The 11,773-nt window shown below is 67.1% G+C and carries 9 protein-coding genes; 4 read left to right on the top strand and 5 right to left on the bottom strand.

Annotated features, from left to right (window positions below):
- The 3 genes from N878_RS02545 to speB all read right to left on the bottom strand — a co-directional run.
- A partial coding sequence (locus tag N878_RS02545; RefSeq protein ID WP_021442116.1) for a thiamine pyrophosphate-binding protein occupies positions 1–591 on the bottom strand: 591 nt, incomplete at its 3' end.
- Between the two features lie 117 nt (positions 592–708).
- On the bottom strand, positions 709–2,103 hold the full coding sequence (locus tag N878_RS02540) for a YjiH family protein (RefSeq protein WP_021442115.1): 1,395 nt from the start codon (positions 2,101–2,103) through the stop codon (positions 709–711).
- Between the two features lie 78 nt (positions 2,104–2,181).
- Positions 2,182–3,141 (bottom strand): agmatinase, encoded by a 960-nt coding sequence (gene speB / locus N878_RS02535; RefSeq protein ID WP_021442114.1) that lies wholly within the window; start codon positions 3,139–3,141, stop codon positions 2,182–2,184.
- A gap of 241 nt (positions 3,142–3,382) precedes the next feature.
- Between speB and N878_RS02530 the strand changes: the two genes are divergently transcribed.
- From N878_RS02530 to N878_RS02515, 4 genes are all read left to right on the top strand, one after another.
- The gene (locus N878_RS02530; protein WP_031302633.1) at positions 3,383–4,945 is read left to right on the top strand and encodes a cyclic diguanylate phosphodiesterase; all 1,563 of its coding nucleotides are present in this window, start codon (positions 3,383–3,385) and stop codon (positions 4,943–4,945) included.
- A 10-nt stretch (positions 4,946–4,955) separates the two neighbouring features.
- Positions 4,956–5,855 (top strand): LysR family transcriptional regulator, encoded by a 900-nt coding sequence (locus N878_RS02525; RefSeq protein ID WP_021442112.1) that lies wholly within the window; start codon positions 4,956–4,958, stop codon positions 5,853–5,855.
- A gap of 120 nt (positions 5,856–5,975) precedes the next feature.
- On the top strand, positions 5,976–7,541 hold the full coding sequence (locus N878_RS02520; RefSeq protein ID WP_021442111.1) for a methyl-accepting chemotaxis protein: 1,566 nt from the start codon (positions 5,976–5,978) through the stop codon (positions 7,539–7,541).
- 176 nt (positions 7,542–7,717) lie between these two features.
- Positions 7,718–8,326 (top strand): tRNA-uridine aminocarboxypropyltransferase, encoded by a 609-nt coding sequence (locus tag N878_RS02515; RefSeq protein WP_021442110.1) that lies wholly within the window; start codon positions 7,718–7,720, stop codon positions 8,324–8,326.
- A gap of 134 nt (positions 8,327–8,460) precedes the next feature.
- Here the strand turns inward: N878_RS02515 and N878_RS02510 are convergent, their stop codons facing one another.
- A complete protein-coding gene (locus tag N878_RS02510) occupies positions 8,461–9,813 on the bottom strand; it encodes an HlyD family type I secretion periplasmic adaptor subunit (protein WP_021442109.1) in 1,353 nt (450 codons plus the stop codon).
- A 9-nt stretch (positions 9,814–9,822) separates the two neighbouring features.
- Positions 9,823–11,772 carry a type I secretion system permease/ATPase gene (locus N878_RS02505; protein ID WP_082457775.1) on the bottom strand — a complete coding sequence of 650 codons (1,950 nt, stop codon included), beginning with the start codon at positions 11,770–11,772 and terminating at the stop codon, positions 9,823–9,825.
- Position 11,773: the final 1 nt, after the last annotated feature.

Genomic DNA, 11,773 nt, shown 5'->3' with positions numbered 1-11,773 from the left:
CAGGGCGGCGGCGTCGCGGATCAGCGTGCGATTCGGTGCCGGGCGCTCGACCCGCGGCCTGGCCGCCAGGCGCATATGGCTGGCATCGGCGGTGATGATGTCCAGCGGCAGCTCGATATGCACCGGCCGCGGACGCTCGCCCTCGAACACGGCGAAGGCGCGGGCCAGGACGCCGGGCAGCTCCTCGACGCTCATCAGGGTATGGCTGAAGGCGGTGACCCCGGCGGTCATGGCGCGCTGGTTGGGCAGCTCGTGCAGGTAGCCCTTGCCCAGGCCGAGGCGCGCGCGCTCGTTGACGCTGGAGATCACCAGCATGGGGATCGAATCGGCGTAGGCCTGGCCCATGGCGGTGAGGATATTGGTCATCCCCGGGCCGGTGATGATGAAGCACACCCCCGGCTTGCCGGACACCCGCGCATAGCCGTCGGCCATAAAGCCGGCGCCCTGTTCGTGGCGCGGGGTGATATGGCGAATGCCGCTGTGCGGCAGGCCGCGATAGAGCTCGACGGTGTGCACGCCGGGAATGCCGAACACGGTGTCGACGCCCCAGGCTTCCAGTTGCTTGACGAGAAATTCGCCGCAGGTGGTCATGTTGAGAATCCTTCAATGGCGCTGATCGCGCTATGCAGGGTGGACAGGGCGCGGCCTGGTCCACCGTCACTCGCCCAGAGGCGGACAAGCCGTTGGCATGTCCGCCCTGCGGGACTGTTAACCGACTATCCAGTGCGCCATCAGCGCGATGATCGGCAGGGTGATCAGGGTACGGATGATGAAGATCATGAACAGCTCGAGGATGTTCAGCGGCAGCTTGGCCTTGATGATCAGCACGCCGACTTCGGACATGTAGATCAGCTGGGTCAGCGACACGCAGGCCACCACGAAGCGGGTCAGTTCGCTCTCGATGCCCTTGCCCAGCACCGCCGGCAGGAACATGTCGGCGAAACCCACCAGCATGGCCGGCGCGGCCTTGGCGGCTTCCGGCAGTTGCAGCAGCTCGAGCAGCGGCACGATGGGCGCGGACAGCCAGTTGAAGATCGGGGTGAACTCGGCAATCGCCAGGGATACCGTGCCGATGGCCATCACCAGCGGCAGCAGGCCGAGCCAGATGTCCACCACGTTGTGCACGCCGACTTTGATCATCTGCGCCGGCGAGGGGTTGGCGTTGGCGCGTTTGACCGCCTGAACCAGGCCCCAGCGCAGCAGCGAGGTGCCGGCTGGCACGTCTTCCTTGATCTGCTTGCCGACGCCTGGCATGTACTCGTCCTTCTTCCACGACAGCGGCGGGATGCGCGGGGTGATGATGGCGGCGGCCAGGCCGGCGACCACCACGGTGAGGTAGAAGGGCACGAACAGGTGGTCGAGCTTCATGAAGCTGGTGATCAGCAGGCTGAAGGCGATCGAGGCGATGGAGAAGTTGGTGGCGATCACCGCCGCTTCCCGCGCGCTGTAGAAGCCCTTCTGGTACTGCTGGGCGGTGATCAGCACGCCGACCGTGCCGGAACCGAGCCAGCTGGCGATGGCGTCGATGGCCGAGCGCCCGGGCAGGCCGAAGATCCTGCGGAACACATTGCGCACCAGGGTGCCGCAGAACTCCATCAGGCCGTAGTCGGTGAGCAGCGGCAGGATCAGCCCGGCCACCAGGAAGAAGGTGATCAGTACCGGGGCCAGGTCCTTGAGCACCACGCCGCCGGTGTTGGCGTTCCAGATCCATTCCGGGCCGAACTGCCAGAAGGTCATGGCCGCGAACAGCGCGCCGAGCACGCGCAGGCCGAGCCATAGCGGGCTGAGGTTGAACATCTCGTTGAGGGCGTGGCGCTCGGTGAGCCACTTGGGCTTGAGCAGGCTGGCGAACAGGCCGACGGCGGCGGAGAACAGCAGCAGGCCGGTGGCGATGGCCGGCAGCCAGTCGCTCAAGCCGGCCTTCAGCGCATCGGCCATCACGCCCAGGCCGATGGTGACCTTTTCCTCGTAAACGATGGGCGTGAGGAACAGCAGCACGCCGAGCAGCGAGGGGATCAGGAAGATCAGCAGCTGGCGCAGGTTGTAGGAGGTATCGGCCGGTGGCTGGTCGTCCAGCAGTGGCATGGCGTCTTCACGATTCATCTGGGCACCCTGATTGTTGTTGTATGGATGTACCGGGCGCCTCGCGGGGCACCCGGACGGAGCAATAAAAGCCGGCGGTCAGCGGCGCTGAACCCCCGGAAGCACACACAGCATTTCGTAGAGCAGGTTGGCGCCGAGCAGCGAGGTGTTGCCGGTGGTGTCGTAGGGTGGGGAGACCTCCACCAGATCGCCGCCGACCAGGTCCAGGCCCTGACAGCCGCGGATGATCTCCATCGCCTGGATGGTGGTCAGCCCGCCGATTTCTGGGGTGCCGGTGCCGGGCGCCCAGGCCGGGTCGATGCCGTCGATGTCGAAACTCAGGTACACCGGGCCGCCGCCAACCTTCTCGCGCACCTCGGCCATCAAGGGCTCCAGCGACTTGTGCCAGCACTCCTCGGCCTGCACCACGCGAAAGCCCTGCTTGCGGCTCCAGTTGAAGTCCTCGGCGGTGTAGCCCTGGGCGCGCAGGCCGATCTGCACCACGCGGTCGCAGTCCAGCAGGCCTTCCTCGACGGCGCGGCGGAAGGTGGTGCCGTGGGCGATCTTCTCGCCGAACATCTCATCGTTCACATCGGCGTGGGCGTCGATATGCACCAGGCCGACCTTGCCGTGCTTCTTGTGGATGGCGCGCAGGATCGGCAGGGTGATGGTGTGGTCGCCGCCCAGGGTCAGCGGCTTGATGCCGTACTCGAGGATCTCGTCGTAGGACTCCTCGATGATGCGCACGGCTTCGGCCATGTTGAAGGTGTTGATCGCCACGTCGCCGATATCGGCCACGTTCAGCGAGTCGAAGGGGGCGGCGCCGGTGGCCATGTTGTAGGGACGGATCATCACCGACTGGGCGCGAATCTCGCGGGGGCCGAAGCGGGTGCCGGAGCGCAGCGAGGTGCCGATATCCAGCGGCACGCCGACGAAGGCGACGTCGAGCTCACGTTTCTCTTCGATCTTCTGGATATGCGGCAGGCGCATCATGGTGGCGATGCCGCCGAAACGGGGCATTTCGTTGCCGCCCAGGGGCTGATGAAAAACCTTGTCCATGGGAAGGCCTCACGGTTGTTGTGGTTGTAGGAATCGTTGGTCGGATTCTTGGTCAGCGCCGCTCCGGGAAAAATCGGCAGGGGCAAAAACTTAGTTCAGAGATTTCTAAACTAATCGCTCGGCACTAGACTGTTGCACCTGCGCTCAGGCGCGTCGTTGACAGCTGCTAGGCTGAGTGCAACGGCGCGTCGGCCATATGGCGTATCGCACTTATTTTGGAGCTCGCGGCGAGGAGGCCTGGATGCCGTTAACCGCTTACCGCACCCATCGTTCCCGATTGCGACTGTGCGCTTCTCTCGCCGTGGGGATGCTGCCGGTTGTGCTCGGCCTGATGTTTCTGTACGCGCAGGCCGGAATCGTGCTGCGCGACATCAGCCGCACCAGCGCCGCCGACGCCGTGCGCCAGATCGACCTGATGCTCGACAATGCCAGCCAGGCCGCCGGCGAGGTATTGCCGCAGGTCGGCAGACCCTGTGCGGAGGTCGAGCTGGTGCTGCGCGAGCAGGTCGCCACCGTGCCCTTCGTGCGCTCGGTCAACCTGCTGGATGGGGGACGGCTGTACTGCTCATCGCTGTTCGGCGCGTTCGAGGAGCCAGTCGACTCTGCCGCCTACGTGGCCGGTCGGCTGCGGCTGCTGGCGGGCAACCCGGTCACCCCGAATCATTCGTTGCTGGTGTATCGCGATGTCGTGGACGAGCGCGGCGCGCTGGTGGCGATCGACGGACGTTATCTGGCCAACGTGCTGCAGTCGGTGGATCGCGGCGCCTTCATGCAATTGCTGGTGGGTGAGCAGTGGATGCCGCGCAACGGACTGGTGCGAGCGGGACGCCTGCCGGAATACCCCGTGGCTCGGGTCGCGCTGAGTTCGACGCGCTATCCCTATCAGGTACGTGCGGCGTTTCCCGGAGGTGCGCGGCTGAGCTACATGGGCGAGCAATATCCGGTGCTGTACCTGCTGCTGGGGCTGCTCGGCGCGCTGGCCGGCGTGGGCAGCCACTGGCTGCTGGCGCGCTCCAGCTCCCCCAGCATCGAGTTGCGTCGTGCGCTGCAGGCCGGAGAATTCATTCCCTATTTCCAGCCGCTGGTGCGCAGCGGTTCGCAGCAGTGGATAGGCGCCGAGGTGCTGATGCGCTGGCAGCACCCGCGCGAGGGGCTGGTGCGCCCGGATCTGTTCATTCCCTTGGCGGAAAGCTCCGGCCTGATCGTGCCGATGACTCGGGAACTGATGCGGCAGACGGCGGAGCTGCTGGCGCCGGTGGCGGATCGACTCGGCGGCGGGTTTCACATCGGCATCAACATCGCAGCCGCTCATTGCCGTAGCCGCGAGCTGGTCGAGGACTGCCGCAACTTTCTCCAAGCCTTCGTACCGGGGCAGGTGGTACTGACCCTGGAGCTGACCGAGCGCGAACTGCTGGAGCCGGATGCCTTCACCGATCAGCTGTTCGCCGACCTGCACGAGATGGGCGTGAAGATCGCACTGGATGACTTCGGCACCGGCCATTCCAGCCTGAGTTACCTGCACAAGCTCAAGGTGGACTACCTGAAGATCGACCAGAGTTTCGTCGCCATGATCGGCAAGGATGCCCTGTCGCTGCACATTCTCGACAGCGTGATCGACCTGTGCGCCAAGCTGCAGCTGGAGGTGATCGCCGAAGGGGTGGAGGACGAGCAGCAGCTGCGCTACCTGGGCAATCGTCGCGTGGACTATCTGCAGGGCTACCTGTTCGGTCGGCCCTTGCCGGCGGCCGAATTCCTCGCCTGCGCGCTGGACGATCCGGCTGCTTCCGTGCAGCTGCCGGGGTAGACTGCCTGGCATGACTCCTCTCACCTCGCTACCCGATCTCAAGCTGCTGCGCATCTTCGCCTGCGTGGTACGCCACCAGGGCTTTGCCGCCGCGCAGCAGGAGCTGAACCTGTCCACCTCGGCGATCAGCACCTATATGAGCCAGCTGGAGACGCAACTCGGCCTGGTGCTCTGTCATCGTGGTCGCGGCGGTTTCAGCCTGACCAGCAAGGGCGAGCTGTTTCACCAGGAGACCCTGCGTCTGCTCGGCGAGCTGGAGGGCTTCGAACGCTACTCCGCCGCGCTCAAGGGCGAGTTGCGCGGTACCCTCAATCTCGGCGTGCTGGATTCCACGGTGAGCGATCCTGCGCTGCCGTTGGCCGAGGTGATCGGCGCCTACAGCCAGGAGCATCCGGGCGTACACCTGCACCTGTCGGTGATGAGCCCCTACGAGCTGCAGCTGGCGGTGCTCGACAACCGCCTGGACCTGGCCATCGGCGCCTTCTCCACGCGGATGAACGGCCTGGTCTATCAGCCGCTGTACCGCGAGCAGCACTGGCTGTACTGCAGCGAGCGGCATTCGCTGTACGAGCAGCGGCGCATCCCCGCCGAGGTGATCACCCAGCAGCGCATGGTCGGCCGCGGCTACTGGAGCCAGGCGGAGCTGGCGCGGCACGGCTTCAAACACAGCGCGGCGACGGTGGAGTCGATGGAGGCGCAGCTGATCCTGGTGCTGTCCGGCGCCTATATCGGCTACCTGCCGGAGCATTACGCGCAGCCCTGGGTCGAGCAACAGCGGCTCAAGGTGCTGCTGCCCACCACCTTCGGCTACCAGGCGCCGTTCTCGCTGATCCTGCGCCGCGGCCGCTCGCGCGAGCCGCTGATCCAGACCTTTCGCGACCTGCTCAAGACACAACTGAACCAGACCTGAAACAGGGTCGCCCGATTATCTTCGCCATGCTCAATGGCGGCGCCTGGCGCCGTGATTGCCCTGTGCTAGTACTTAATCACAGTTCTGTAACACCTCCACGACTCGAACAGGGATGCCTCGATGCGCCAGAATCTGCCGGTCACCCAGCGGGAAAGGACCTTTCCCGCCGACGAACGCCTGATCTCCACCACCGACCTCAACAGCAAGATCACCTACTGCAACGATGCCTTCGTCGAGATCAGCGGCTTCACCCGCGAGGAACTGATCGGCCAGCCGCACAACCTGGTGCGTCACCCGGACATGCCGCCGGGGGTGTTCGGCCATATGTGGGACACCATCAAGCAGGGCAAGCCCTGGATGGGCATCGTCAAGAACCGCGCGAAAAACGGCGATTTCTACTGGGTCAGCGCCTATGTCACGCCAATCTACGAGAACGGCCGCATGGCCGGCTACGAGTCGGTGCGCTCGCTGCCGAGCGAGGCGCAGAAGCGCCGTGCCGAGGCGCTCTACGCGCGACTGCGCGCCGGCAAGCCGCCGGTGCCCAAGCTGGAATCCTGGACCTACGACCTGCTGCGCTCCTGGCCGCTGATCCTCGCCGGTCTGGTGATTCTCGGCGCGCACTGGCTGCTCAGCGGGCCCTGGCTGCTGGGCTTTATCCTCGCCGCCCTGTTCGCCCTGGGCTCCTATCAGCTGTACCGCACCCGCCAGCTGATCCGCCGCACCCTGGACGAACACCCCAAGGCCTTCACCAGCGCTCTGGTGGCGCTGACCTACAGCGACAACCGCGGCGCCCAGGCGTTGCTGGACATGGCCATGATCAGCGAGGAGGCGCGTCTGCAGACCGCCTTGACGCGCCTGGAGGATGCCGGGGTCAACGTCAAGAAGCGCGCCGCGCAGTCCGCCGAACTGTCGCGCTCCGGCGCCGCGCTGCTCGACCAGCAGCGCGCCGAGACGGACCAGTCGGCCACCGCCATCAACCAGATGGCGGCGACCATCCAGGAGGTGACGCACAACGTGCAGAGCACCTCGCACGCCGCCGAGGAGGCCGACCGTCTGGCCAAGGAAGGGCGCCAACTGGCGGTCGGCAGCCTGGACGCCATGCGCCACATGGCCCAGGCGGTGACCGATATCGGCCAGGCGGTCAACGAGCTGGCCAACTCCACCCAGTCCATCGGCAGCGTCGCCGACGTGATCACCTCGATCGCCGAGCAGACCAACCTGCTGGCGCTCAACGCCGCCATCGAGGCGGCGCGCGCCGGCGAGCAGGGCAGGGGCTTCGCCGTGGTGGCCGACGAGGTGCGCTCGCTGGCCTCGCGCACCCGCCAGTCCACCGAGCAGATCCACCAGATCATCGCCGACCTGCGTGCCGGCGCCGAGCGCGCGGTGGTCACCGCCGGCAAGGGCGAGGACATCTCGCGCGGCAGCATGCAGAGTGTGGAGTCGGTGCGCGATGCGCTGGAAGGCATCAGCGCGGCGGTGACGCGCATCACCGGCATGAGCCAGCAGATGGCGGCGGCGTCCGAGCAGCAGAGCCATGTCGCCGAGGACATCAGCCGGCAGATCACCCGCATTGCCCAGCTCTCCGACCACAGTGCCGGGCAGGCGCACCAGGGCGCGGAAATCAGCCGCGAGCTGGAGCAGATGGCCGACTACCTGCACAGCCTGGCGGAGCGTTTCAACCGCTGAAGCGGGATTGGGCGATGCCCTGGGGGTGGAAAACCGCGAAGCGCTGTCCACCCCGGGCCCGCTTGCCGGAGTCGGTGTCTGGTAGCCCGGGTGCAACCCGCCGACTCTTCCCCGAATTGCATCCGGGCTAGGCGCCTGTGCTGCCTGGCGCCGCGCTTCGTGGCACACTGCGCGGCATGCCTCGTCCGACCTGCCCCCGCTGCCTGCGCCCGCTCGGCCATTGCCTGTGTGCGCTGATCCCCGCACTCGATAGCCGCACCCGCCTGCTGATCCTGCAGCACCCCAGCGAAACCGCGCACGCCCTGAATACCGCGCGGCTGGCCGCCCTGGGCCTGCGCAACGCCGAGCTGCGGGTGGGCGAGACCTTCGGAGAATTGCCGCAGCTCCTGGCGCAACCGGGCTACCGCGCCTGCCTGCTGTTCCCTGGCGAGGAGGCCGTCGAACTGACCGCCCAAACGCAGGGCGAGCTGCCGCTGTTGCTGGTGGTGCCCGACGGTACCTGGCGCAAGGCGCGCAAGCTGCTGCACCTGAACCCGGCGCTGGCGAGCTTGCCGCGGGTCGCCCTGCCGGCCGGGGCGCAATCGCGCTACCGCCTGCGCAAGGCGCCGGCCGAGGGGGCGCTGTCGACCATCGAGGCGATCGCCACGGCGCTGGATGTGCTGGAGGCCCCGTGCAGCTTCGCGGCGCTGCTGCGGCCGTTCGAAGCGCTGATCGAGGGGCAGATCGCGGCGATGGGCGAGGAGACCTTTCGCCGCAATCACGGGCAGGGCGGCCGCCAGCCGTAGGCGCTGCGTGGCGGGAACCCAGCGGGCACTCGCTGCCTGCAGGAGCGGGCTTGCCAGCCATACGTCACGACCCCGGAAATCGCAAGGCATCGCCGGCAAGGACTGGGCGTCCCCGGCTCCTACGGGGTGTTCGATCAACGCTCGCGCATGGCCTCGGAGCGGGCCTTGAGCACCGGCTTGAGCAGGTAGGCCAGCACGCTCTTCTCGCCGGTGATGATGTCCACCGTGGCGACCATGCCGGGGATGATCAGCAGCGGATTGTCCTCGCTGCCCAGGTGGCTTTTGTCGGTGCGCACCTGGATCAGGTAGAAGCTGTTGCCTTCCTCGTCGGTGATGGTGTCGGCGCTGATCAGCTCAAGGTTGGCCTTGAGCCCGCCGTAGATGGTGTAGTCGTAGGCGCTGAACTTGACCATGGCCTTCTGCCCGGGATGCAGGAAGGCTACGTCCTGCGGGCGCACCTTGGCCTCGATCAGCAGGCTGTCGTCCAGCGGCACGATCTCCAGCATGTCGTTGCCCGGCTGCACCACGCCGCCGATGGTGTTGACCTTGAGCTGCTTGATCACCCCGCGCACCGGCGACACGACGGTAGTGCGAGTGACCTTGTCCTGGATGGCGACGCTGGTGGCGGTGATCTTCTGCAGTTCGGTGCGCAGCTCGTTGAGCTCCTTGAACGCCTCGGCGCGGAAGCTCAGCTCGGACTCCTCCATCTTGCTCCTGATCTCGCTCATCGCCGCCTCGGCGCGGGGAATGGCCAGGTTGGTCGCCTCCAGCGAGCCGCGCACCTCGACCACGCTGCGACGCAGGCGCAGCACCTCGACCTCGGAAATCGCCCCGGAGGCTACCAGCGGCTGCGACATGTTCAGCTCCTGCTGCAGCAGGCCGAGGCTGGAACGGTACTGCTGGGCCTTGGAGCGGAATTCGGCCAGCTCCTGCTCCTTCTGCCGCAGCTGTTCGCCGAGGGTGCGCTGCTCGCTTTTCAGGCGCTGCTGGCGCGAGTGGTACAGCGCCAGCTGGTCTTCGGCCAGCTGCGGTGCATCGCGGGTGATCTCCTCGGGCAGCTGCGGTTCGCGGCCCTCGGCCTCGGCGCTGAGGCGTTCGAGGCGGGCGATCAGTGCCAGGCGGTCGGCTTCCGTCTCGCCGCGGTTGGAGAGGAAGCGGGTGTCGTCCAGGCGTAGCAGCACGTCGCCCTTGTTCACCACCTGGCCCTCGCGCACGAAGATCTCGCTGACGATGCCGCCTTCGAGGTTCTGGATCACCTGCACCTTGCTCGAGGGAATCGCCTTGCCCTCGCCGGTGGTGACCTCCTCGAGCACCGCGAAATGCGCCCAGAGCAGCGCGGCGAGCAGGCAGGCGCTGACTGCCCAGACGGTGGCGCGGGTCAGCCAGGGCGAATCCTCGAGGATGGCGCCTTCCACCTCGGGCATGAACTCGGTGTCCTGGCGCCGCTGGCGCAGGCTGCCGAAATAGTCGCGCAGGCTGTGTTCCATGCTCGCCTCCTAGCTCGGCGAGGGGCCGACGCGGCCCTTGCGCAGAGCTTCGATCACCGCGTCCTTCGGCCCGTCGGCGACCACGTGGCCGTTGTCCAGCACGGCCAGGCGGTCGACCAGGCTGAGCATCGAAGCGCGGTGGGTGATGAGGATCAGGGTCTTGCCCTGCACCCATTTGTGCAGACGCTGGCGTAGCAGGTCCTCGCTGGTGTTGTCCATGGCGCTGGTGGGTTCGTCGAGCACCAGGATCGGCGGGTCGAGCAGCAGCGCGCGGGCCAGCAGCACGGCCTGGCGCTGGCCGCCGGAGAGCAGCTGGCCGCGTTCGCCCACCGGGCGGTCGAAGCCTTGCGGGTGCTGTCGGGCCAGGTCGATCACCCCGGTCAGTTCGGCCACTTCGAGCATGCGCGCGTCGCTGACGTAGCGTGCGCCGAGGGTCAGGTTGTCGCGCAGGCTGCCGGCCAGCAGCGGCAGGTCGTGGGCGACGTAGCCGATCTGGTGGCGCAGGTCGGCGACATCGAGCTGGCGCAGGTCGAGGTTGTCCAGCAGGATCTGCCCCTCGTCGGCGCTGTAGAAGGCCATGATCAGGCGCGCCAGGGTGCTCTTGCCCGAGCCGCTGCGGCCGATGATGCCGAGGTGTTCGCCGGCGGCCAGGTGCAGGCTGACGTTGCTCAGCGCCGGGGCGCTCTGCCCCGGGTAGCGGAAGCTGACCTGGCGGATGTCCAGGGCGCCCTTGAGCTGGGTGCGCTCCAGCGGCCGCTGCTTGTCCTGGCGCTCCTGCGGCAGGGCCATCAGCGCGTCGGTGCTGGTCATGGTCAGGCGCGCCTGCTGGTAGCGGGTGATCAGCCCGGCGATCTGCCCCAGCGGGGCGAGGATGCGGCTGCCGAGCATGTAGCAGGCGACCAGGGCGCCGACGCTGAGGTTGCCGGCGATGATCGCGTAGACCCCGGCGACTATGGTGGCCATGCCGGCGAACTGCTGGAGGAACAGGGTGCCGTTGGTGGCCAGCGCCGAGAGGAAGCGCGCGTGGCTGTCCAGGCGGGTGAGGGCGCCGTGGGTCTTCTCCCACTGGTGCTGGCGTTCGCTCTCGGCGCCGCAGGCCTTGAGGGTTTCCAGGCCGCCGAGGGTCTCGATCAGCAACGCCTGGCGCTGCGAGGCCAGTTGCAGGCTCTTCTCCACGGTGTCGCGCAGGCGCATCTGGATGATGAAGGCGAACAGCGCGGTGAGCGGGAAGGCCAGCAGCGGGATCAGCACCAGCCAGTCGCCGATCAGCCAGATCACCAGGATCATCAGGAAGGAGAAGGGCAGGTCGATCAGGCTGGTCAGGGTCACCGCGGTGAGGAAGTCGCGCAGGCCCTGGAAGTCGTGGATGCTCTGGGCGAAGCCGCCGATGCTGGCCGGGCGGGCCTTCATCGCCATGCCGGTGATGCGCTCGAACAGGGTGGCCGAGAGCACCACGTCGGTCTTCTTGCCGGCGGTGTCGAGCAGGTGCGCGCGCAGCACCTTGAGCAGCATCTCGAAGCAGGTGCCGATCAGCAGACCGACGGCCAGCACCCAGAGTGTGGCGGTGGCCTGGTTGGGCACCACGCGGTCGTAGGTCTGCATGACGAACAGCGGCACCATCAGGCCCAGCAGGTTGATTAGCAGGCTGGCCAGCAGCGCATCGGCGTAGAGCCAGCGCGACAGCTTGAGGGTATCGCGGAACCAGGCTTCGAGGCGCGGCACCAGCGGCGTGCGTGCCTCCTCCAGTTCATGCCGCGGGCGGGCGAAGAAGGCCTGGCCGCTGTACTCGGCGGCCAGTTGCTCGCGCCCGACCCACTGTTCGCCGCCGTCGGCCTCGCACGGCAGGATTTGCGCCTGGTCGTTCGCTCCCCATTGGCGCAGCACGGCGCTGCGGCCATCCTTGAGCAGCAGCAGCACCGGCAGGTTGAGTGCGGAGATGCTGGCCAGGTCGCGAAACAGC

Origin of the sequence: Pseudomonas sp. EGD-AK9 (assembly GCF_000465935.2) — a bacterium.
In the GTDB taxonomy this organism is placed as follows: domain Bacteria; phylum Pseudomonadota; class Gammaproteobacteria; order Pseudomonadales; family Pseudomonadaceae; genus Aquipseudomonas.
The sequence above is the reverse complement of the archived record's forward strand: the minus strand, read 5'-3'. Positions and strand labels throughout refer to the sequence as shown.

Excerpts from the sequence above, each read along its gene's own strand:
- N878_RS02540 (WP_021442115.1), bottom strand. The coding sequence starts at position 2,103 with ATGAATCGTGAAGACGCCATGCCACTGCTGGACGACCAGCCACCGGCC.
- speB (WP_021442114.1), bottom strand. The coding sequence starts at position 3,141 with ATGGACAAGGTTTTTCATCAGCCCCTGGGCGGCAACGAAATGCCCCGT.
- N878_RS02530 (WP_031302633.1), top strand. The coding sequence starts at position 3,383 with ATGCCGTTAACCGCTTACCGCACCCATCGTTCCCGATTGCGACTGTGC.
- N878_RS02525 (WP_021442112.1), top strand. The coding sequence starts at position 4,956 with ATGACTCCTCTCACCTCGCTACCCGATCTCAAGCTGCTGCGCATCTTC.
- N878_RS02520 (WP_021442111.1), top strand. The coding sequence starts at position 5,976 with ATGCGCCAGAATCTGCCGGTCACCCAGCGGGAAAGGACCTTTCCCGCC.
- N878_RS02515 (WP_021442110.1), top strand. The coding sequence starts at position 7,718 with ATGCCTCGTCCGACCTGCCCCCGCTGCCTGCGCCCGCTCGGCCATTGC.
- N878_RS02510 (WP_021442109.1), bottom strand. The coding sequence starts at position 9,813 with ATGGAACACAGCCTGCGCGACTATTTCGGCAGCCTGCGCCAGCGGCGC.